This window comes from Microbacterium sp. Y-01, from assembly GCF_003856715.1.
GTDB lineage: Bacteria > Actinomycetota > Actinomycetes > Actinomycetales > Microbacteriaceae > Microbacterium > Microbacterium algeriense.
Genome location: NZ_CP024170.1, coordinates 3339552 through 3361069 on the forward strand (window position 1 = coordinate 3339552; position 21518 = coordinate 3361069).

General features: G+C 70.0%; 25 protein-coding genes. 16 read left to right on the top strand and 9 right to left on the bottom strand.

Annotated features, from left to right (window positions below):
- The first annotated feature begins 6 nt into the window (after positions 1–6).
- From CSX12_RS16050 to CSX12_RS16075, 6 genes are all read left to right on the top strand, one after another.
- Positions 7–630, top strand: coding sequence for a hypothetical protein (locus CSX12_RS16050; RefSeq protein WP_124896435.1), 624 nt, complete (start codon positions 7–9; stop codon positions 628–630).
- Entirely contained in the window at positions 630–1403 is a 774-nt protein-coding gene (locus CSX12_RS16055) for a hypothetical protein (protein WP_124896436.1), read from the top strand. The genes CSX12_RS16050 and CSX12_RS16055 overlap by 1 nt, the downstream gene beginning before the upstream one ends.
- Positions 1400–1636: a helix-turn-helix transcriptional regulator gene (locus CSX12_RS16060; protein ID WP_124896437.1), complete on the top strand. Its 237-nt coding sequence runs from the start codon at positions 1400–1402 to the stop codon at positions 1634–1636. The genes CSX12_RS16055 and CSX12_RS16060 overlap by 4 nt, the downstream gene beginning before the upstream one ends.
- A gap of 41 nt (positions 1637–1677) precedes the next feature.
- A complete protein-coding gene (locus CSX12_RS16065; RefSeq protein WP_017203774.1) occupies positions 1678–1923 on the top strand; it encodes a type II toxin-antitoxin system VapB family antitoxin in 246 nt (81 codons plus the stop codon).
- Positions 1920–2372 carry a TA system VapC family ribonuclease toxin gene (locus tag CSX12_RS16070; RefSeq protein WP_124896438.1) on the top strand — a complete coding sequence of 151 codons (453 nt, stop codon included), beginning with the start codon at positions 1920–1922 and terminating at the stop codon, positions 2370–2372. Before CSX12_RS16065 ends, CSX12_RS16070 begins: the two co-directional genes overlap by 4 nt.
- 111 nt (positions 2373–2483) lie before the next feature.
- Positions 2484–3908 (top strand): dicarboxylate/amino acid:cation symporter, encoded by a 1425-nt coding sequence (locus CSX12_RS16075; RefSeq protein ID WP_017203776.1) that lies wholly within the window; start codon positions 2484–2486, stop codon positions 3906–3908.
- 93 nt (positions 3909–4001) lie between these two features.
- On the opposite strand, the gene CSX12_RS16080 is transcribed toward CSX12_RS16075, so the two are convergent.
- Together CSX12_RS16080 and CSX12_RS16085 are read right to left on the bottom strand one after the other, a co-directional pair.
- Positions 4002–5732 (bottom strand): cation:proton antiporter, encoded by a 1731-nt coding sequence (locus CSX12_RS16080; RefSeq protein WP_017203777.1) that lies wholly within the window; start codon positions 5730–5732, stop codon positions 4002–4004.
- A gap of 57 nt (positions 5733–5789) precedes the next feature.
- Positions 5790–6134 carry a MerR family transcriptional regulator gene (locus CSX12_RS16085; RefSeq protein WP_225855721.1) on the bottom strand — a complete coding sequence of 115 codons (345 nt, stop codon included), beginning with the start codon at positions 6132–6134 and terminating at the stop codon, positions 5790–5792.
- Positions 6135–6254: 120 nt separating this feature from the next.
- Between CSX12_RS16085 and CSX12_RS16090 the strand changes: the two genes are divergently transcribed.
- The 4 genes from CSX12_RS16090 to CSX12_RS16105 all read left to right on the top strand — a co-directional run bounded on the left by CSX12_RS16090 (position 6255) and on the right by CSX12_RS16105 (position 8365).
- Entirely contained in the window at positions 6255–6677 is a 423-nt protein-coding gene (locus CSX12_RS16090; protein ID WP_017203779.1) for an Hsp20/alpha crystallin family protein, read from the top strand.
- A gap of 65 nt (positions 6678–6742) precedes the next feature.
- On the top strand, positions 6743–6973 hold the full coding sequence (locus CSX12_RS16095) for a DUF2795 domain-containing protein (protein WP_124896439.1): 231 nt from the start codon (positions 6743–6745) through the stop codon (positions 6971–6973).
- Between the two features lie 60 nt (positions 6974–7033).
- Positions 7034–8074 (top strand): LLM class flavin-dependent oxidoreductase, encoded by a 1041-nt coding sequence (locus CSX12_RS16100; protein WP_124896440.1) that lies wholly within the window; start codon positions 7034–7036, stop codon positions 8072–8074.
- An 81-nt stretch (positions 8075–8155) separates the two neighbouring features.
- Positions 8156–8365, top strand: a complete 210-nt coding sequence (locus CSX12_RS16105) for a hypothetical protein (protein ID WP_017204219.1) — start codon at positions 8156–8158, stop codon at positions 8363–8365.
- A 53-nt stretch (positions 8366–8418) separates the two neighbouring features.
- On the opposite strand, the gene pheA is transcribed toward CSX12_RS16105, so the two are convergent.
- The gene (gene pheA, locus CSX12_RS16110; protein WP_124896441.1) at positions 8419–9369 is read right to left on the bottom strand and encodes a prephenate dehydratase; all 951 of its coding nucleotides are present in this window, start codon (positions 9367–9369) and stop codon (positions 8419–8421) included.
- A gap of 78 nt (positions 9370–9447) precedes the next feature.
- Between pheA and pgm the strand changes: the two genes are divergently transcribed.
- From pgm to CSX12_RS16140, 6 genes are all read left to right on the top strand, one after another.
- On the top strand, positions 9448–11091 hold the full coding sequence (gene pgm, locus CSX12_RS16115; protein ID WP_124896442.1) for a phosphoglucomutase (alpha-D-glucose-1,6-bisphosphate-dependent): 1644 nt from the start codon (positions 9448–9450) through the stop codon (positions 11089–11091).
- A gap of 120 nt (positions 11092–11211) precedes the next feature.
- Positions 11212–11550, top strand: a complete 339-nt coding sequence (locus CSX12_RS16120) for a hypothetical protein (protein WP_124896443.1) — start codon at positions 11212–11214, stop codon at positions 11548–11550.
- An 11-nt stretch (positions 11551–11561) separates the two neighbouring features.
- Positions 11562–12092: a hypothetical protein gene (locus CSX12_RS16125; protein WP_124896444.1), complete on the top strand. Its 531-nt coding sequence runs from the start codon at positions 11562–11564 to the stop codon at positions 12090–12092.
- A gap of 75 nt (positions 12093–12167) precedes the next feature.
- Positions 12168–13205, top strand: a complete 1038-nt coding sequence (locus CSX12_RS16130; RefSeq protein ID WP_241160491.1) for a peptidoglycan-binding domain-containing protein — start codon at positions 12168–12170, stop codon at positions 13203–13205.
- Positions 13202–13855, top strand: a complete 654-nt coding sequence (locus tag CSX12_RS16135; protein ID WP_124896446.1) for an ATP-binding cassette domain-containing protein — start codon at positions 13202–13204, stop codon at positions 13853–13855. Before CSX12_RS16130 ends, CSX12_RS16135 begins: the two co-directional genes overlap by 4 nt.
- Before the next feature lie 47 nt (positions 13856–13902).
- Complete coding sequence (locus CSX12_RS16140; RefSeq protein WP_225855719.1) at positions 13903–14946, top strand: FtsX-like permease family protein; 1044 nt, start codon at positions 13903–13905, stop codon at positions 14944–14946.
- 25 nt (positions 14947–14971) lie between these two features.
- Here CSX12_RS16140 and CSX12_RS16145 read toward each other — a convergent pair whose 3' ends face one another.
- From CSX12_RS16145 to CSX12_RS16170, 6 genes are all read right to left on the bottom strand, one after another.
- Positions 14972–16081, bottom strand: a complete 1110-nt coding sequence (locus CSX12_RS16145; protein ID WP_124896447.1) for a glycerate kinase — start codon at positions 16079–16081, stop codon at positions 14972–14974.
- Positions 16078–17142 carry a LacI family DNA-binding transcriptional regulator gene (locus CSX12_RS16150; protein WP_241160492.1) on the bottom strand — a complete coding sequence of 355 codons (1065 nt, stop codon included), beginning with the start codon at positions 17140–17142 and terminating at the stop codon, positions 16078–16080. The genes CSX12_RS16145 and CSX12_RS16150 overlap by 4 nt, the downstream gene beginning before the upstream one ends.
- Before the next feature lie 25 nt (positions 17143–17167).
- Positions 17168–17935, bottom strand: a complete 768-nt coding sequence (locus CSX12_RS16155) for a TIM barrel protein (RefSeq protein WP_124896448.1) — start codon at positions 17933–17935, stop codon at positions 17168–17170.
- 205 nt (positions 17936–18140) lie between these two features.
- The gene (locus CSX12_RS16160) at positions 18141–19007 is read right to left on the bottom strand and encodes a sugar phosphate isomerase/epimerase family protein (protein ID WP_124896449.1); all 867 of its coding nucleotides are present in this window, start codon (positions 19005–19007) and stop codon (positions 18141–18143) included.
- A complete protein-coding gene (locus tag CSX12_RS16165; RefSeq protein WP_124896450.1) occupies positions 19004–20287 on the bottom strand; it encodes a dihydrodipicolinate synthase family protein in 1284 nt (427 codons plus the stop codon). Before CSX12_RS16165 ends, CSX12_RS16160 begins: the two co-directional genes overlap by 4 nt.
- Positions 20288–20292: 5 nt before the next feature.
- Complete coding sequence (locus tag CSX12_RS16170) at positions 20293–21456, bottom strand: Gfo/Idh/MocA family oxidoreductase (RefSeq protein WP_124896451.1); 1164 nt, start codon at positions 21454–21456, stop codon at positions 20293–20295.
- Between the last annotated feature and the right edge of the window lie 62 nt (positions 21457–21518).

The following is a 21518-nucleotide window of genomic DNA, read 5'->3' on the forward strand; positions in this document are numbered from 1 at the left end:
GCACGGATGCGCACGACGGAGAGACGCCCCTCCCTCGCAGACGGGATCGGGCTCGGGATCATCGCGACCGGGGCGGTGAGCGTCGGGATCGGCGCGATCGTGGCCGTCGCTGCCGCTGCGGCCGAGATCTTCGGACGCTCGCCCGCGATTCGGATGCCGGTGCACGACACCGACCTGCCCGCCCTCGACGGCGTCCCCGGCATCGAGCGCGCCGCCGTCGACTCCGCCGTCATCACGCTGGCGTCGGTGCCCTCGGGCGCACGCTGGATGCTGCTGCTCGAGACCGCCCTTCCCGCCCTCGCGACCATCGCCCTGTGCGCCGGCGTCTGGTGGCTCGGCGTCTCCCTGATCCGCTCCCACCCGTTCCGACCGTCGCTGGGGTGGCTGTTCGGTGCCGCAGCCTGCCTGATGATCGCCGGCGCCCTCCTCGGCCAGCTCGCCGGCGGCGTCGGCAGGGCCATGATCGTCCAGGACCTGGCCTCGACCGATCCGGACGTCCAGAACGTGCTGTGGACCTTCCTCGTCCAGGTCGACCTCGCCCCGGTCGGTTGGGCGTTCGCTCTCGCGCTCGTCGCCGGGGTGTTCGAGATCGGGCGGAGACTGCAGCGCGACACGGAGGGCCTCGTCTGATGCTGTCCTTCGGATCGGACGAGCTCTGGCCGTCTCTGCTCAACATCGCCATCGCCCTCGCGGTCATCGCCCTTCTCGTCTGCCTCCTCGTCTGGAACGGGCGCCGGCGAGGAAGCCGGACCATCGCGCTCGATGCGGCACTCACGCTCTCCGGGTGGTGGATCCTGCTGTCCGCGGTGAGTGCCGTCATCTTCATCGTGAAGGCGTTCGCCGTGGACTGGGCCGAGCTTCACGGCGAGACCCATGTGTATGTGGCATGGCCGGCCGACCTTCCCTGCTCCGAGTTCGGCGACAGCGGGACGACGATGTTGACGTGCAGCGGCGAATCCCTCTCGGCCTTCACGGTCGGGAACGCCTCCCTCGGGCTGCGGCTGCTCGCGGCGGCGGCGCAGCTGAGCAGTCTCGCGTTGACGACCATGCCGGCCGTCATCGTGGCTGTCATCTGCTTCTACACGCTTCGCGGAAGGGCGTTCTCGCGCACCGTGACACGGACCCTCGCGAGCGCCGCGGTCGCCGTGCTGCTGCTCGGGGTGGCGGCCGATCTGCTGAGCGGCATCGCGGCCACCGCCGGTCTGCGCGAGGCCTTCTCGCCCGGCAGCCCCTGGTATCCCTCGGCCTACCAGCTCACTGTCACGCCGCTGCCCTTCGCCGCGGCGCTCGGCCTCGCCGCTCTCGCCGCGGTCTTCCGACAGGGCATGCGACTGCAACGCGAGCAGGAGCGCCTGCAGCAGGAGACCGAGCGACTGCAGAAGGACACGGAGGGTCTGGTGTGAGCCCGGCCGAGAGCGACGACGAGTTCACGGGCATCCACTGCCGTCTCGACGAGCTCCTCGTCGACCGCGGCATGACCCTCACCGAGCTGAGCGCCGCGGTGGGGGTCAGCATCGTGAACCTCTCCGTGTTGAAGAACGACCGCGCCCGCGCCATCCGCTACTCGACGCTGCGCGCGATCTGCGAGGCCCTGGACTGCGAGGTCGGCGACCTGCTCGTGCTCGCCCCGCGCTGACACGGAGGCAGATGTCTGCGCGCACGCGTATGCTTGTCTGCATGCGCACCACCTTGAACCTCTCCGACGCTCTCGCGGCCGAGGCGAAGGCCCGCGCCGCAGCCGAGGGTCGAACCTTCACGAGCTTCATCGAAGAAGCCCTGCGGGAACACCTGGCGAAGCGCCGACCCGCTGCGACCGTCGAACCCCTGCCGACCTTCGGCGACCCGCGCACATCACGATTCCTCGTCGACATCGATGACCGCGACGCCCTGTGGGAGGCACTCGAAGAGGCACCGATCCGATGATCGTGCCCGACGTCAACATCCTCGTCTACGCGTTCCGCGCCGACTCCGCAGAACACCCGACCTATGGCCCGTGGCTGAACGAGGCGCTCGCCCACGAGTCGATCGGAGTGTCGGACACGATCCTCAGCGGATTCGTCCGCATCGTCACCCACCCCCGGATCACCACCGCCCCGGCACCGATCGACGCCGCGATGGCCTTCACCCGCAGCCTCCTCGCTGCCCCGCGCACGCAATGGCTCACGACAGGATCCCCGGCCTGGGACCGGTTCGACGCCCTCGCCGCAGGCGATCGAGGCATCCGCGGGAACCTCGTCCCCGACGCGTACATCGCCGCGGTGACCCTGGCGAACGGCGCACGCCTCGCGACCCGCGACCGCGGCTTCGCTCGATTCCCCGACCTGAGATGGTTCGATCCGGGTTCGGACATGCCGGAGCACGGCGCGCGCTGAGCGCACCGCGTCATCGTTCGTCATATCCGCCCAGGGAATTCTCAGGCAGCCATAGCGTTGAGCCTGAGGGCGTGCATCCGGCGCGCCGCGATTTCTGGAGTCCCCACCTCAATGAGCACCACCGCACGCGCCCAGAAGGCGCCAGACACCCGCGGCCCGGTCCGGAAGCTGCTGACCTCGTTCGGCTTCCAGATCCTCGCCGCCCTCGTCCTCGGCGTCGCCGCCGGCCTGATCGGCCGTCAGCTCGGCGCCACCGCCGAGAACCCGAACGGCCTGTCCGCGACCCTGGACACGATCGGCAGCTCGTACGTCACGCTGCTGCGCGCCGCCGTCGTCCCGCTGATCTTCACGGCCATCGTCGCGAGCATCTCCAACCTCCGCCGCGTGCAGAACGCCGCGCGCCTCGCCGGCCAGACGATCCTGTGGTTCGCGATCACCGCGTTCATCGCCGTGATCATCGGCATCGGTCTCGGCCTCGTGATCCAGCCGGGCAACCACGCGGGCGAAGGCCTCGAGACCGGCGACCCGTACACCGTCGGAACGTGGTGGAACTTCCTCCTCGGCCTCATCCCGCAGAACTTCCTCGGCCTCACGGTCAGCACCAACCCGGGTGCCGTCGAGGGCACGTTCAGCTCCAGCGTCGGCTTCAACATCCTCCAGGTCATCGTCGTCGCCGCTGTCGTCGGCATCGCGGCGCTCAAGGCCGGCAAGAAGGCCGAGCCCTTCCTCGTCTTCACCGAGTCGCTGCTCAAGGTCATCCAGCGCGTGCTGTGGTGGATCATCCGCATCGCGCCCCTCGGCACGTTCGGCCTGATCGGCTCGGCCGTGATCAAGTACGGCTGGGAGAAGCTCGCCTCTCTCGGCTGGTTCGCCGGTGCGGTGTACATCGGCCTCGCACTCGTGCTGTTCGTCGTGTACCCGATCCTGGTGCGCACGCACGGCCTGTCGATCAAGCAGTACTTCTCCGGCGTGTGGCCGGCGGTGCAGCTGGCCTTCGTCAGCCGCTCCTCGATCGGCACGCTGCCCCTCACCGAGCGCGTCACCGAGCGGAACCTGGGCGTGCCCCGCTCCTACGCCTCCTTCGCCGTGCCGCTCGGCGCGACCACGAAGATGGACGGCTGCGCCGCGATCTACCCGGCCATCGCCGCGATCTTCGTCGCGCAGTTCTTCGGCATCGAGCTGAACTTCGTGCAGTACCTGCTGATCGTGATCGTCTCGGTCGTCGGCTCCGCCGCCACCGCCGGAACCACCGGCGCGGTCGTCATGCTCACGCTGACGCTGTCCACCCTGGGCCTGCCGCTCGAGGGCGTCGGACTGCTGCTCGCGATCGACCCGATCCTCGACATGGGCCGCACCGCGGTCAACGTCGCCGGCCAGGCGCTGATCCCGACCATCGTCGCCAAGCGCGAGGGCATCCTGAACGAGGAGCTCTACAACGCACCGCGCGAGGGCCTGCCCTTCGCGGACGACTCGGGCGAGGAGGAAGCGCCGGAAACGGATGCCTCCGCCGACAAGGAGCCGGTCGGCGCCCGCTGATCGCACTCACACCTCACGACAGAGCGCCTCGTCCTTCCGGGACGGGGCGCTCTGTCGTGGCACCCGCTTCCCGGGCGCGGAACGTCGCTGCGGTCAGGCGCGCCCCGGCTGACGGGTGGCCCCGCGGGTGTCGAGGGCGAGCTCCTCGGCGTCCATCGCGGCGATCAGCTCCCGCATGACCTCCTCGTCGAGGTTGCCCGCATCGCGCTCGGCGAGCAGGATGTCACGGCGCACCTGCAACCAGCCGCGTGACAGCGCGACGAGGTCCTCATAGGACGGACGGCTCGTCGCGTCCTCCATGCTCTGCGCCTCATCGGTGTCCTTCTCGACACGGGTCATGCGTCGCGTGAAGGCGTCGAACACGCGGAGGTCGACCTCGCCGTACTTCGCCTCCCACTCCACACGCTTCTCCGCGAGGAAGGCCTTCCCCGCCTCGCGGCTCTTCTCCCGGACGGCCGCGAGCGCCTCCGCATCTTCTTGCTCGTCGACGTCGCTCTCGATCCCGAGGCTCCGGATGAGCAGCGGCAGCGTCAGTCCCTGCAGCAGCAGCGTGCCCACCGTGACGATGAACGCCACGACGACGATCGCATGCGAGGCCTCGGTGTCGAGCGTCGCGAGGTCGGCCGCCGCGACCGCGATCGCCAAGGTCACGACACCCCGCATCCCGGCCCAGGAGATCACGGCGCTGTCCTTCCAGGTCAGCTGCAGCCCTGCCATCTGCTCCCGGACGATGTGGCCGCGCAGCTCGTCGGCGGTGTAGCTTCCCCACCGTCTCGATGCACGGTGCCGCTTCTCGAACTCGCCGGATGCCACGCCCCGGTCCCACCGTTCGAGCCGCTTGCGGTCCTGGAAGTTGGACCACGCGCTGGTCGGATAGATGAACAGCGGACGCACGACGAGCACGACCAGCAGCACCACCCCGGAGAGCAGCAGGATCTCGCCCACGGACTCGCTGCCGAGGTCGCTGAGCACGCGGGGGAACTGCAGACCGATGTAGGCGAACACGAAACTCTCGAGCAGTAGATCGGCCGACAGCCACAGCGGCTTCTCCTGCTGGCGGGTCGTGTAGTCGGTGCGCGGGGAGTTGTAGCCGACGTAGAGTCCCATCGCGACGACCGCGAGGACCCCGGATCCGAGCAGGTGCTCGGCGATCGCGTAGGCGCCGAACGGTGCGAGCAGGCCGAACGTGCCGATCACGACCGCATCGCTGATGCGCATGCGCAGCTGGTGCAGGACGATCCCGAACACGAGACCGATCCCGACGCCCACGCCGACGGCGACCAGGAACTGCCAGATCCCGCCCCAGACCGAGACGGTCGCTCCGGCGAGGATCGCCGCGAAGACGCGGTACAGCGTCAACGAGGTCGCGTCGTTGATGAGGCTCTCTCCGGAGAGCACGGTCATGATGCGTCGGGGCAGGCCGAGGCGGCGGCCGATCGCGGCCGCCGAGACCGCGTCGGGCGGAGCGACGATCGCCCCCAGCAGCAGCGCGCCGGGGAGCGTCAGCGACGGCATGATCCACCACGCCACGAACCCGACCGCGAGCGCGGTGATGAGCACCAGCCAGATCCCGAGACGGCGGATCTGCGGGAGGCTGCGCTTGAATCCCACGAAGGACACGTCGAGCGCGGCCGAGTACAGCAGCGGCGGCAGCACCAGGCTCAGCAGCAGGTGCCCGTCGATGTCGAGCTCGGGTACGAACGGGAGGAAGGAGGCGGCGAGCGCGGCCACCGTCACCAGCAGCGGGGCGGGCCATCCCCTCGATCGTGCGAACGCCGCCACGGCGACCGACCCGACGAGGACGTAGAAGATGCCTGCTTCCATGCAGGAAGCGTAACCGGGCGAGGGACTGCGCTCCCCCGCGGCCTCGCCGTGCGCCGGTCAGTCGGCGACCGTGGCGTCCGTCCCGCGCCGGCCGTCGAGCGCATCACGCAGACCGTCGTTCTGCACCTGGAGGTGATCGTTCGCGTCCTGCAGCTCGAGCACCCGGGCGATCCCGGCGATGTTGACGCCGTCCTCGCGGAGCCGTGCTGCTCGGCGCAGGCGGTCGATGTCGTCGTCGCTGTACCGGCGCGTGCCGCCGTCGCTGCGGGCAGGAGTGAGGAGCCCCTTGCTCTCGAAGAGCCGCAGTGTGGCCTCGGGGAGGTCGACCAGCTGGGCGGCCACCGCGATGCCGTACAGCGGTGTGCGGGAGTCCCGATGCGGCATCCGAACGCTCCTTGCCATGAGATCTTCTTCCGGGGTTGCAAACCTAGCACGAGTTGTCGTATAACAAATCTACAGCAACGGATGCAGATTCCCTGTATCCCACCTCGCCCCACCAGGGCCGCACGAAAGGAGAACCTCATGGCACTGACCTTCGACCCCTTCAGCCAGCTCGATCGCTTCGCCGCGAGCGTGCTGGACTCCGTTCGCGCACCCCGGCTGATGCCGGTGGACCTGTTCCGCGACGGAGACCGCTATGTGCTCCACGCCGACCTCCCCGGCGTCGACCCGGGCTCCATCGACGTGGACCTCGACGGCGGGCAGCTCACGATCCGCGCGCAGCGCACCGCAGACACCCGAGAAGGTGTGCGCTGGCTGGCGCGCGAGCGCGGCGCCGGCTCGTTCCTCCGCCAGTTCACGCTCGGCGAGGGCGTCGACCTCGAGGGGATCAGCGCCTCGTACGAGAGCGGCGTCCTGTCGGTCATCATCCCGGTGAGCGAACGCGCGAAGCCGCGCAAGATCGCCGTCGAGACGTCCGAGCAGCGACAGGCGATCGACGCCTGACCGACGCGGGGGCGGTGCACACCGCACCGCCCCCGCGCGCTCCCCCTGAACGGAAAGGAAGTCCCATGTCCCTCACCCCCACGCTCGATCGCTTCCTCGCCGGCATGGAGTACCCGGCGACGCGCGACGACCTGCTGCGCGAGGCCGCGCGCGAAGGCCTCGGCCCCGACGACCGCGCCCTGCTCGCCGACCTGCCGGAGCAGAGCTACAGCGCCGCATGGCACATCCGCTATCGCCTGGCGCGGCGCTCGTTCGTCGAGGGCCTCTCCCCCACGACAGCGCCCGCGGCCGCCTGAGCGCTCGCGAACCGCCGTGTCGAGGGAATGCGCGGAGGGCGCCGCCGGTTGTCCTTCGGGATGAATGACGTCGCCCTCTCCGTCCTCGACCTCGTCCCGGTCCGCACCGAGCAGACGAGCACCGAGGCCATCGCCTCCTCCCTCGCCCTCGCCGAGATCGCCGATCGACTCGGCTACCGCCGCTACTGGTTCGCCGAGCACCACAACATGCCGGCGGTCGCCTCCACCACGCCCCCCGTGCTGATCGCGGCCGCGGCCACCCGCACCGCGCGCCTGCGCCTGGGCTCCGGCGGGGTCATGCTTCCCAACCACGCGCCGCTCATCGTCGCCGAGCAGTTCGCCGCGCTCGAGGCCATCGCCCCGGGCCGCATCGACCTCGGTCTCGGCCGCGCGCCCGGCAGCGACCCGGTGATCACCCAGCTGCTGCGCGGATCGGGCACCACGAGCGACGTGGAGCAGTTCCCGCGTCATGTGCAGGACATCGCCGCCCTGCTGTCCGGCGACGGCGCCACCGTGCGCTTCACGTCGGGCGGGGAGTACACGGTCCGCGCGACACCGGCCGCCACGGGCTCCCCCGAGGTGTGGCTGCTGGGATCGAGCGACTACTCCGCGCAGCTCGCCGCCTCGCAGGGGCTGCCGTACGTGTTCGCGAACCACTTCTCCGGGCAGGGGCTGGAGCGCGCTCTCGACCTCTACCGCACCGGCTACCGCCCGAGCGAAGAGCACCCGGAGCCCCGCACGTTCCTCACGGTGAACGCCGTCGCCGCGCCCACGACGGAGGAGGCGGAGGCGCGTGCCCTGCCCCAGCTGAGGATGATGGCGCGTCTGCGCCTGAACCAGCCCCTCCGTGCGCTGGAGACCGTGGAGCAGGCGGCGGCCGCGGCTGCGGACCCCGCCACCGACCAGGTCGTGCAGGACGCACGGTCGCGCTGGTTCGTCGGGACCGGGGAAGCCGTCGCCGCCGAGGTCCGCTCCTTCGCCGAGCGCCACGGCGTCGACGAGGTCATGCTGTCTCCGGTCGCCGGCGCGCTCGACGCCGAGCCGAAGGACTCCGCCACGGGTCGCGCGCAGACGCTGGAGCTCATCGCCGCCGCGCTCTGACCACCCGCGCTCGAGCGCACGCCGACCCCTGGTCTTCCGGCGCGAGGGAGCGTACCCTCAGCCGGAGAGAGGGGTTCGACGATGAGCACCACGAAGACACTCGCCCTGTGGGTCGCCTACGGACGCAACGGCGTGGTCGGGAGTATCCGGCACGATGAGGACGGCTACACCGTCACGATGGCGGGCTCGGACGCGACGACGGGGACCTATCCGAGCCTGGCCTCGGCGAAGGGCGCCCTGCACTCGCACATGGCTCCGGGCAGCGACTGGCCGCGCTTCCAGGAGCACTGAGTCGCGGCATCCGCCTGACCGTGCTGGGCGGTCGGGCGGATGACGTCAGGGCTTCAGGACTCGGGTTCGCCGGAGAGGATGCCGCGCAGCCAGTCGCGCGCCTCGACGAACACGTCGTCCGAGTAGCGGTCCGGGTACTGCACGATCTGACGGTCGGCGCGCGGGTACGAACCGAGGAAGACCACACGCGGGCTGAACCGGCGGATGCCGAGCAGCGCGTCGGCCATGCGCTCGTGCTCGATGTGCCCGTCTGCGTCGATCACGAAGCGGTAGCGGCCGAGTTCGTCGCCGATCGGCCGCGACTCGATGAGCGAGAGGTTGATGCCGCGCGTCGAGAACTGCTCGAGCATCTCCAGGAGCGAGCCGGGGTGGTCGTGCGGGAGCTCGACGATGAGGGAGGTCTTGTCGGCTCCCGTCGGCTCCGGGGAGCGGGTCGTCCTGGTCACCAGGACGAAGCGCGTCACGGCCTGCGCGTTGTCGCCGATCCCCTCGGCGAGCACCTCGACGTCGTAGTGGTTCACGATGCCGGGGGCCGCGATCGCCGCCTGGGCGGGCAGCGTGCCGTCGAGCACGCCGATGGCCGAGGCGACGTTGCTCGCGGCCGGCACGTGCGAGTGCGACGGCAGGTGAGCGCCGAGCCAGCCGTGGCACTGCGCGTAGGCGACCGGATGCGCGGCGATCACGTCGACCTGATCGAGCGTCGTCCCGCGCGGGGCGACGAGCACGAAGTTCACCCGCACGAGGTACTCGCCGATGATGCGCAGACCCGGGAGCGTCGCCAGGGCGTCCTGCGTCGTCGACACGCCACCCTCGATGGAGTTCTCGATCGCGATCATCGCGGCGTCGCTGCGACCCTCCAGCACGTCCGCGAGCGCCTCGCCCACATTGTGCACCGGGCGCCACTCCTGGCCACGGGCCTCGGCGACCTGGTCGAGCGCCGCTTCCGTGAAGGTTCCGGCTGGTCCCAGATAGCTGTACGTGCGGCGTTCGGTCACGGTTTTCACCTTAGTCCTCGGCGGCGATGACGACTTCCGGACGACGCCGCGGATGCGATCGGGCGAAAGTGGGGGCAGACTGAAGACATGACCAGCCGTGCCGGCCTCCCCGCGGAGGAAAGTGACCTGATCGATGTCGACGAGCTGATCGCCGCCTATTACGACCGCGCCCCGAACCCGGACGTCCCGGCAGAGCGGGTCGTGTTCGGCACCAGCGGCCACCGCGGCTCCTCCCTCACGAACAGCTTCAACGAGAACCACATCCTCGCCACGACCCAGGCGATCGTGGACTATCGCGCAGCTCAGGGGATCACCGGACCTCTGTTCCTCGGACGCGACACGCACGCCCTGTCGCTGCCCGCCGAGCGCAGCGCGATCGAGGTGCTGCTGGCGAACGGCGTGGATGTGCGCGTCGACTCCCGCGACGCCTGGGTGCCGACCCCGGCGCTCAGCCACGCGATCCTCACCTACAACCGCGGACGCGCGGCCGACGACGCGGGCAGGGCGGACGGCATCGTCGTCACGCCGTCGCACAACCCGCCGCGGGACGGCGGCTTCAAGTACAACCCTCCGCACGGCGGCCCCGCCGACACCGATGCCACGGGCTGGATCGCCGACCGCGCGAACGCCCTGATCGCCGCCGGACTCGACGGCGTCGCCCGCGAGCGCTTCGCCGACGTGGACTGGGACGCCCTCACCGGGTACGACTTCCGGGACGCCTACGTCCGCGACCTCCCGTCCATCATCGACCTCGACGCGATCCGTGAAGCCGGCGTCCGCATCGGAGCCGACCCGCTCGGCGGGGCATCCGTGGAGTACTGGGCGCTGATCGCCGAGATGCACGACCTCGACCTCGACGTCGTGAACCCCGAGGTCGACCCCACCTGGCGGTTCATGACCCTGGACTGGGATGAGAAGATCCGGATGGATCCGTCCTCGCCGTCGGCCATGGCCTCGCTCGTGGCGAAGAAGGGGTCGTACGACGTGCTCACCGGCAACGACGCGGATGCGGATCGCCACGGCATCGTGACCCCGGACGCGGGTCTGATGAACCCGAACCACTACCTCGCCGTCGCGATCGACTACCTGTTCTCGCACCGCGAGCAGTGGCCGAGCGACGCGGCCGTGGGCAAGACCCTGGTGTCGTCCATGATCATCGACCGCGTCGCCGAATCGCTGGGTCGTCGCCTGCTGGAGGTTCCGGTCGGCTTCAAGTGGTTCGTGCCCGGCCTGCTCGACGGCTCTGTGGCCTTCGGCGGCGAGGAGTCCGCCGGCGCCTCCTTCCTCCGTAGAGATGGCTCCGTCTGGTCCACCGACAAGGACGGCATCCTGCTGTGCCTGCTGGCCGCCGAGATCATCGCCGTGACCGGCAAGACGCCGTCGCAGCGCTACGCCGAGCTGGAGCAGGAGTTCGGGGCCTCCGCATACCAGCGCGTCGACGCCCCCGCTACCCCGGAGCAGAAGGCGACGCTCGCGAAACTCGCTCCGGAGTCCGTGACCGCGACCACCCTCGCGGGCGAGGAGATCACCGCGAAGCTCTCGCACGCACCCGGCAACGACGCGGCGATCGGCGGCCTCAAGGTGCAGACCGAGCACGCGTGGTTCGCAGCCCGCCCCTCGGGCACGGAGGACGTGTACAAGCTCTACGCCGAGAGCCTGCGCGGACCGGACCACCTCGCCGAGGTGCAGGCAGAGGCGCGCGCGGTCGTGTCGGCCGCACTCGGCGGCTGACGCGAGCCGAGCCGCCCGGTTGAGCGCTGTCCTCCGAAAGGGGGACAGCGCTCATTTAGTCTGACGTCTACGATAGGTAACGTTATACCTATCACTCATTACATTGACGTAGGAGGAGTCATGAACGACGCGCAGAGAGTTCGGCTCGGTTCCATGGGTCTTGTTGGTGCCGCACTGCTGGTGGTGGTGACGGCCATTCCTGCCGCGGCGATGACCACGTACTACGGCCCGCACGAATGCTATTGGCCGATGCACGCGTTCGTCGAAGGCTCGGCCACGAATACGGTCACCCTGAGGATCACAGGGACGGCCGGAACCGGCACCCGGTCGGGCACATGGAACAACGGCTCGGTCGCCACCCGCCACTACGTGAACAGCCCGAATGAGGATCAGCAGAGCGGCTCGGCGTATACGAACGCTGCGCGCTGGGTGTACCAGGGTTACGACTGCAGCTATTGAGGCGGAGACTGATGCGAAAAGCGCCCGCTCTCGTCGCGGCGTTGACGGCTGGGGCTTTGCTCGCCATCGCCGGATGCGCGCAGGCTTCGCCTGAGCCGCTGCCCACAGCCGAAAGCGTCGACCTCGGAGTCGACCCGGAGTTCGGGACCGTCATGGCCTCGTGCATGGTCGAACGAGGATGGGATGCGATCGTCACCGGCGACGGCGGAATAATGAGCGACATACCCGATGGTCAGGACGAGTCCTACGACACGGACCTCGCGGAATGTGAGGAGAAGAACGGGTTCGACAGCATCGCACCCGCACTCACCGAACCCGAGTTGCGGCTGCTGTATCTCATGGAGTTGGACACGGCCGCGTGCCTACGCGGCGAGGGCCTCGATCCCGGCATCGCCCCGAGCGAGCAGAGCTTCGTGGAGGCGGCCCTCGTCGACGGAAACGCCTGGGACCCGTATGCGACGGTGTACACGACTTCGAACTCGCAGGTGACCGAAGACGAGTACTTCGCTCTCCTCGAGAAGTGCCCCCGGCCGGGGTATTAGATGCCAGCCGCTGAGATGACGGACAGCCAGAATGCTGCCGCGCGACCCCGACCCGGACGCGGCGCGCTTGTCGTCGTGGCTATCACCCTGCTGCTGATCGGAGCCGCGAGTGCGTGGGCCGTCGCGACCATCCTCGGCCCCACCGAAGACCCCCTGGCTTCGACAGGTCACTCCTTCGTCGCCGTCGAGCAGGGCACCGTCGGGCAAGCGTTGAATCTCAACACGATGGCCGAGTGGTCGCAGCAACCCATCGGCACGAACCGCGCCGCGGGCGTCGTCACGGACGTCGCCGTCGAAGCAGGCGAGGAGGTCGTCTCGGGTGCGGTCTTGTACACGATCGATCTGCAGCCCGTCGTCATCGCGCAAGGAGCGGTGCCGATGTTCCGGCCGCTCGGTCCCGACAGCGCGGGTCCCGACGTTCGGCAATTGCAGGAGATGCTTCGCGCCGTCGGCCAGTACGACGGCCGAATCGACGGGCTGTTCGGCGAGGGAACCAGAAGTGCCGTCAGCCACTGGCAGGCTGCGATCGGCGCACCGGCCACAGGCGTCGTCGACACTGGCGACGTCATCTTCGTACCCGCCCTGCCAACGAGGGTCACGCTCGATACGACCGTGATCGTTCGAGGAGCGACGCTCTCCGGGGGCGAGATCGTCGTGAACGGGCTCTCGTCGACACCCACCTTCGAGATCCCCGTCACCGAAACCCAAGCCGCGATGATGCCCGCGGGGACAAGAGTGGAGATCACAGCCCCTCGAGGCGAGACCTGGGAGGCCGTCGCCGAAGAACAGCTGCGCAGCGACGAGGGCGCGATCGCCATCCGCTTGCGCGGGCCGAATGAGAAATCCATCTGCGCCCACGCGTGCGCGGAGATAACGCCCACCGGGAAGACTACCCTCGGCTCGCGCATCATCGTGGTCGAAGAGGTCGAGGGACTGGTCGTGCCGTCCGCGGCGCTTGTGACGGTGGCAGACGGATCAACAGCTGTCGTCGACGAAGAAGGGCGACAGCAGCGGGTGGGAATCGTGGCTTCCGCTCAAGGCATGTCGGTGGTCACCGGAGTGCGCGAGGGGTTGCGCGTGCAGACCCCAGCATCAGGGACTGCGAGGAGATGAGCGCGACGAAAGAGGTGAGGCTGCGCGCCGAAGACCTGACCTTCGGCTATGAGGCGGATCATCCGCTCGTCGCAGGTTGGTCCGCCGAGTTCCCGGCCGGCTCGACGACGGCGCTGACAGGTCCGTCCGGCCGAGGGAAGTCCACGGTGTTGTACCTCCTCGGCCTCATGGTGACGCCGGACGCCGGCGACGTGCTCATCGATGGGATTCCGAGCCGCACGCTTCGCGATGCGCGGCGCGCCCATCTGCGCGCCGACAGATTCGGTTTCGTCTTCCAAGATGCAGCGTTGGACACCACACGATCCGTACTCGACAACGTCACCGAGACGGCTCTCTATCGCGGGATGCCTCGGCGATCGGTCGAGTCGAGGGGTCGAGAGCTCCTCGACCTGTTCGGAGTCGACGTCCCCGCGCACCGCAAGCCCGGACAGGTGTCCGGAGGGCAGGCACAGCGCATCGCGCTCTGCCGCGCTCTTCTCCACGCGCCCGACATCGTTCTTGCCGATGAACCGACGGGAAATCTGGATCCGACGACGGCGGGGGTCGTCGTCCACGCCCTGCAGGAACACGCGCGCACAGGTGCGGCGGTCGTCATCGTGACCCATTCACCTGAAGTGGCGAACACCTGCGACCGGGAGATCACGCTGTGATCGGTGCCGTTCTCCGCGAGGCTCACGCATCGATACGCTCCCAGCCCGTGGCGTCAGCCATCACGGTGCTGATGGTGGTCGGCATGATCCTCGTCGTCATGCTCACCACCGGACGCACCGTCGGCGCGGAGCAGGACGTGCTCGACTCGATCGACTCGGCGGGCACCCGATCCGTGACGATCAGAGCAGATCCGGACGCCGGCCTGACAGCCGACGTTCTCGATCGGATCGACGGGATCGAGGGAATCGAGTGGGCTGCAGGCTTGTCGTCCGCCGTCGATGCCACCAACAGCGCTGTACCGGATGGCACGCGCGTGCCGGTTCGCATCGTCTACGGGTCCCACCTCGAGAGACTCGGCATCCCGATCGACTCACCGCTGCCGGGAGCACTGGTATGGGTGTCGGACGAGGCCGCGGATCAGCTGGGCACTCCCGACTTCGTCGGCGGGGTGTCGATCGTCGACGCCGGCGGTTCCTTCGGGCTCGGCGGAAGACTGGAGGTTCCCGACTTCCTCCGCCCGTTCGAGCCCCTGGCACTCGTGCCGCAGGCAGCCGACGGCGACGAGCGGCTGTCCGTCCTGGTCGTCATCGCAGAGACGCCCGACCTCGTTTCTCCCGTGAGCAAAGCTGTGGTGTCCCTCCTCGGCGTGGACGATCCATCGAAGGTGACGATCCAGACCAGCGAGGCCCTGTCGAAGCTGCGCGGTCTGATCGACGCACAACTCCGCGATTTCTCTCGAGGCCTGGTGATCGCTCTGCTCAGCCTGACCAGCCTCCTCCTCGCTGTTCTGCTGTACGGCCTGGTCCAGATGCGCCGCAAAGACTTCGGACGGCGGAGGGCACTGGGGGCGAGTCGCGCACTCATCATCTGCCTTCTCTTGACGCAGACTGCTGTGCTCTGCCTCGCCGGCACCGCACTGGGAATCGGCATCTCACTCATCGTGCTGGCTTCGGCCGGCGACCCGTTGCCGGGTGCGTCCTTCACCGGCGCGCTGGCGGTGCTGACTGTGACCACGGCACTGGCAGCGGCACTCACTCCGGCAATCGCGGCCAGCAGCCGAGAACCGATTCGAGAACTTCGAATCCCGTGACCCCGCCGGCGTGTGGGACGTGGACTCAGGACGTCGTGGCGCGCGCCAGCGCCGCGCCCGCTTCGCGTAACCAGCGTGGGGGCTCGGTGAGCGCGGCCTCGGCCGAGCCGGCAAGGTCGGTGAGGGAGGTGGACGCCGCGAACAGCGAAGTGTCGGAGTCGTCGGTGATCCGGCCCGCCGCGAGCATCGCGCGGACGCCCGCCGTCGCAGCGAGATCGGCGAGGAACGAGGGAACCTTGCCGTCGCCGGACTGCCCGTCGTAGGAGCCCTCCCCCGTGATGACGATGTCGGCTGCGTCGATCGCGGCGGGCAGGCGGATGAGCTCGGCCACCTCGGCGGCACCGGGAGCGAGCACTCCACCCCACCGCACGAGTGCGGCGCCGGTGCCCCCGGCCGCTCCGGCGCCGGGCTGTGTGGGATCGAGCCCGAGCCGCGCGGCCAGTCGGCCCAGCGCCTCGTCCACCCGGGCGATGTCGTCAGCGTCCCGTAGCCCCTTCTGCGGACCGAACACCGCGGCAGCGCCGCGCGGGCCGGTGAGCGGGTTGGTGACGTCGGTCAGCACCCGCACTTCCGGCGCCGTCCGCAATCGCGTCAGATCGACCGACGTGATCTCGCTGAGGCCTCGCGCCCCGCGGGGGACGGGGACGCCTGCGGCATCCAGGAAGCGGGCGCCCAGCGCCGTGAGCATCCCGGTGCCGCCGTCCGTCGAAGCGCTCGATCCGATGCCGACGACGAGCCGGGAGACGCCGTGATCGAGCGCCGCGGCAATCGCCTGTCCGAGACCCGTGGTGTCCGCGTCCCAGGGGCGCAGCCCGTCCAGGAGCTCGATTCCGGAGGTCGAGGCGAGGTCGACGACCGCGGTCCCTCCCGGCGCGTCCTCGGTCGGCGGCAGCAGCAGCCAGGCGGTGTCGATGGACACGCCCGCGGGTCCGTCGACCGTGACCGGCATTCGCACCGCGCCGGCGACAGCGGCTTGGAACGCGTCGACCGTGCCCTCCCCGCCGTCCGCCATCGGCCGGTGCACGAACTCGGCCGTCGGCTCGACGGAGGCCCATCCCTCCGCCAGCGCGACCGCGGCGTCGACAGCGGTGATCGTGCCCTTGAAGCTGTCCGGTGCCAGCACGACTCGGGTCACGGCGCGACACCGGGAGTGCTCGCGCGGACGACGACCTCGAGCGGCAGCGGCGCCTGCTCCCAATCGGCGTCGACCGTCGCACGGAACGCCTGGTAGCCGACCTCGCTCAAGGGCACACGGACCGTCGTCAACGCCGGTGACACGTCGCGGCTGGAAGGCACATCATCGAACCCGCACACCGCGATGTCGGACCCCACCTCGCGTCCGGCGTCGCGGATCGCGGACATCGCCCCGATCGCGAGCACGTCGCTGATCGCGAACACCAGTGTGCCGGCGGGGACACCGTCGGCCAGGACATCCGTCATGACCGCTGCACCCGACTCGCGGCGGAAGTCTCCGCGCCGCACGGCCGCGACCGTGCCGCCCGCAGCCTCGAAACCGGTGCGGAACCCGGCAAGACGGTCGTCCGAGGTGCGCACGCCCTCCGCCGCGCCGATCGCGATCGCGGAACGGTAACCGAGAGCCGCCATCCGCCGCCCGAGCGCCTCCGCCCCGGACCGGTTGTCGATCTCGATGTGCCGTTCCCCCTCGCCCTCGGGGCCGAACGCGACGACTCTGCCACCCAGACGCGCGAAGTCCGCCAGCTCCCGGGCGGTGTCGGCCTCCATCGGCTCCTGCGTGCGCGAGGCCGCGAGGATCAACCCCAGCGGCCGCTGACCGCGCAGCGCCCGGACGATCCGGGCCTCCCGCGCCGGATCGCGCTCGGTGATCGCGATCGTCACCACCAGGCCATGCTCGTCGGCGCCGCGCGCCACTCCGGATGCGATCAACCCGAAGTAGGGGTCGGCGATGTCGGCGACGAGGAGCGCGATCACCGGTGACGTGCCTCGCGCGGTCGCCTGAGCCGAGACGTTCGCGGTGTAGCCCAGCTTCACGGCCGCCGCTTCCACGCGTTCGCGGAACGACTCCGCGACCTTGCGCTCGGAGCCGTTGAGCACGCGGGATGCCGTGGCGAGCGACACGCCGGCCTCGCGGGCCACGTCGTGCAGCGTGGCGGCGGGCCCCCGCGCATGGCGCTGAGCCCGCGCCGGCTGTTCCGCGGACGATGCGGGCTTTGTCATGCCCCAGAGCCTACTTCCCGGGCCGTCATCGCCGCGGGTCCGAGAGGTACGCGCGCAGGGCGGCCGCTTCAGCCGGCAGCAGCGCGGGGTCATCGTCCGGCACGAACTCGAGCAGCGCGTCACGAGGTGGGTACGCCGCAGACCCCGCCTCGGCGAAGTACCGCGTCCAGAGCGCGTCGCGTGCCCGCAGCGGCAGCCGCTCCCGCTCGGGCCACCACGAGAAGACATGGGCCGCGGTGACGTGCGGCGCCAGAGCGCGGTACTCCTCCAGCACGGTGTCGACCGACGCGCCGACGGTGGGCTGCCAGTACGTCGACAGAGACGGACTGCCGACCTCGGTCAGCAGACGCAGCGTGCTCGGCGCGGTGTCGGCGAGCGTGCCGCCGTGGAACTCCAGCGCGAGTGTGACCCCGCGCTCGGCCGCTTCCTCCGCGGCGGCCCGGAGGCGCAGGACCACGGCCGCCCGTTCGACCGGTGTCGCGTCCAGCGAGCCGACCTCGCCCGCCCAGACCCGCACCCGCTGTGCGCCCAGCGCCTGCGCGCTGTCGAGCACGGGTGTGAGAGGCTCCTGCACGCCGGCACGGAAGTACGAGCCGTAGGAGGCGACCGCGAGCCCCGCGTCGACCGTGGCGCGCGCGACCTCCGCCGCCCTGGCCTCGTCGCCCGGCGGCACGTGCACGTCGGCGCCCCACTCGATCACCTCGAGCCCCGCCTGCGCGGCGAGCTCGACGATCCGCTCCGGCGTGAGAGCACGGAAGGTCACCGAGCACAGCCCTGGCCGGATCCCCGTCATGTCTTCATCCTCTCAGCTCCCGCCCCGGCGCCATCCGCCGGACGCCGGCCGCCGGACGGCCGCCGGCCGCGGGACGGCCGCGGGACGGATGTCGGACGAGCGGACGGATGCCGGACGAGACGAGCCCCTTTCGCCCGACATCCGTGAATCCGCCCGACAAGTGTCCGGATTGACGGACGTCGGACCGGACGGAGGGGGCGGAGGGTCATGGCAGATGCGGGGAGACGGCGGAGGCGAAGGACTCGGCTGTGCGTCGCACGACGCGGTCCGGGGCATCCGCCCAGACGTCGGCGTTGAAGATCTCGACCTCGATGTCGCGGTCGTATCCGGTGGCGACCACGGCGCGGGTGAGGGAGCCGAAGTCGATCACGCCCTCGCCGGTGTAGTGCCGGGACAGCAGCACGTCCGGGGCGAGCGGCGTCTTCCAGTCGCACACCTGGTACGTCGCGATGCGTCCTTCGCGACCCGCTCGTGCGATCTGGTCGAGCACCTGCGGGTCCCACCAGATGTGGAAGGTGTCGACCGCGGCCCCGACCACCTCGGGGTCGAAGTCCGCCGCGATGTCGAGCGCCTGACCCAGGGTCGACACCACGGCACGGTCGGATGCGTACATCGGATGCAGCGGCTCGATCGCGAGCGTGACCCCCGCGGCCTCCGCCTCCGGGGCGAGCGCGCCGACGGCATCGCGCACACGCTCGCGCGCGCCGATCAGGTCCCGCGATCCCGGGGGCAGGCCGCCCGCGACGAGCACGAGCACGGCGGTGGAGCCCTCCGCACCGGCGGCGGCGAGGGTCGCGGTCTCCTCGATGGCACGGCGGTTGTCGTCGAGGGCGGCCTCGCGCTCGGGGCCGACCGGGAGGGTGAAGAACCCGCCGCGACAGTGCGTCGTGAAGCGCAGACCCGAGTCCGCGAGCATCCGCGCCGCTTCGTCGAGGCCGACCTCGTTCACGGGCTCCCGCCAGAGTCCGATCGCCTGGACGCCCGCCTCGGCTGTGACGCGCAGCGCCGTGGCGAGGTCGGCGTGCTTGATGGTCGCCTGATTGATCGACAGGCGCGGGTCGGGGGCGGTCATGCGTCCACTCCGTTCAGGCGCAGCATGCCGTGCCACCGCTGTCGGGCGAGGTCGGGGTCCTCGAGGGCGAGCGAGGCGTTCGCGAGCTCGACGATGCGACTCAGGTGCGGAAGGCTCCGCGCGGAGTGCAGCCCTCCCACCATCTGGAACGCCGGCTGGTGGCCGTTGAGCCAGGAGAGGAACGCCACCCCCGTCTTGTAGTAGAACGTGGGCGCCGCGAACACCTGACGGCTGAGCTCCTCGGTCGGGCCGAGGATCTCGAGGTACCGCGCGTGATCGCTCGCGTCGAGCGCCTGGATCGCCGCCGACGCGACGGGAGTGATCGCCGCGAACGCCCCGAGCAGCGCGTCCGAGTATCCGCGGTCCTCGCCGAGCGCACGGGTTGCCGTCGAGGGCACGGCTTCGGTGCGTGCGGAGCCCGTGCGCTCGGCGGCATCCCGTGCACTCGGCGAATCGGAAGCGGGAGCGGGGGCGGGAGCGGGGGCGGGAGCGGGGGCGAGGAGGGCGACGTAGTTGAAGTCGTCGCCGGTGAACATGCGGACGCCCTCGGGGAGCCGGCTGCGCACCGAGATCTCGGACTCGGCGTTCAACAGGCTCATCTTGACGCCGGCGACCCGGTCCGGATTCTCCTCGATGATCTCGAGCAGCACGGCGGAGGCGCTCTGCCAGTCGTCGGCGCCGAAATACCCCTTCAGCTCCGGGTCGAAGGCGGTGCCGAGCCAGTGCAGCACCACGGGCACCGACGCCCGCGACAGCACCTCGCGGTAGACGCGCCGGTAGTCCTCGGGCCCCGTCGCGACACGGGCGAGGTGCCGCGAGGCCATCAGCACGGGACCGGCGCCCTGCTCCTCGGTGAAGTGCAGCTGCTCGAGGTAGGCCGCGATCACCTGCTCGATCGAGATGTGCGAGTCGGCCACGTGATCGGTGTTGACGCCGACCACGACCGAGCCGCCCTCCTCACGCGCCACCTCCGCGCTGCGGGAGATCAGCTCGCGGGTGGCTGCGGCGTCCAGGCCCATGTTCCGCTGGGCGGTGTCCATCGCGTCCGCGACACCGAGCCCCCAGGAGTACACGTTGCGGCGGAAGGCCAGCGTGGAGTCCCAGTCGATGTCGGCGGGCTGCCCCGGGGTGTTGTCGGCGTGAACCTTCGGCACGACGTGCGCGGCTGCGTAGGCGACACGGCTGCGCAGCGGCCCCGTCGGACGCACGTAGGCGCCCAAGTCGTTGAGGTCGACGTCGGCGAGGTCGCCCGTGGCACGGAGGAGTCGGAGAGTGCTCATGCGGCTCAGTCCAGCGTCAGCGGCTCGAGGGCGATCTTGCGACCCTCGGCGCTGGACGTCAGTCCTGCTTCGGCGAACTGCACCCCGCGAGCGCCGGCGAGCAGGTCGAACGGGTAGTCCGTGCCCTCGACGTAGGAGACCAGGTACTCCTCCCACTGCTGGCGGAAGCCGTTCTTGAACACGTCGTTCGTGGGGACCTGCTGCCAGTCGGCGTCGTAGTCGCGGGGGTCCTCGAGGTCGGGGTTCCACACCGGCTTGGGGGTCGCGTTGCGGGGCTGGATCTTCGCCCCGAACAGGCCGACCACCGCCGAGCCGTGGGTGCCGTCGACCTGGAACTCGACGAGCTCGTCCCGGTTGACGCGCACGGTCCACGAGGAGTTGATCTCGGCGATCACGCCGCCGGAGATCTCGAAGATGCCGTAGGCGGCGTCCTCCGCGGTGGCGGTGTAGTGCTCGCCCTTCTCATCCCAGCGGTCCGCGATGTGCACGGCCGCCTGCGCGTAGACGCTCGTGACCTCGCCGAACAGGTTCTCGAGGACGTAGTTCCAGTGCGGGAACATGTCGGTGATGATGCCGCCGCCGTCCTCCGTCCGGTAGTTCCAGCTGGGACGCTGCGCCGGCTGCCAATCGCCCTCGAACACCCAGTAGCCGAACTCGCCGCGCACCGAGAGGATGCGGCCGAAGAAGCCGGAGTCGATCAGCCGCTTGAGCTTCTGCAGACCGGGGAGGTACAGCTTGTCGTGCACGACGCCGGTCTTCACGCCGGCCTCCTTCGCGAGACGGGCGAGTTCGAGCGCCTCTTCGAGCGACTCGGCGGTGGGCTTCTCCGTGTAGATCGCCTTGCCGGCGGCGATGGCCTTGCGGATCGCGGAGGCGCGGGCCTTGGTCACGAGGAAGTCGGCATAGATCTCCCACTGCGGGTCGGCGAGGGCCGCGTCGAGGTCGGTGGTCCAGTCCTCGATCCCGTGCTTCGCGGCGAGCTCGGCGAGCTTCGCCTCGTTGCGGCCGACCAGGATCGGCTTCACCGTGACGCGGGATCCGTCCGGCAGCTCGATGCCGCCTTCTTCGCGGATCGCGAGGATCGAGCGCACCAGGTGCTGCCGATATCCCATGCGTCCGGAGACCCCGTTCATGATGATCCCGATCTCGCGGGTGTTCGCCTGTGCCATGGTGTTCCGTTTCTCTCGCGGGAGCTGAGGGCGCTTCGGTCGATCGATCGGAAAGCGCTTTC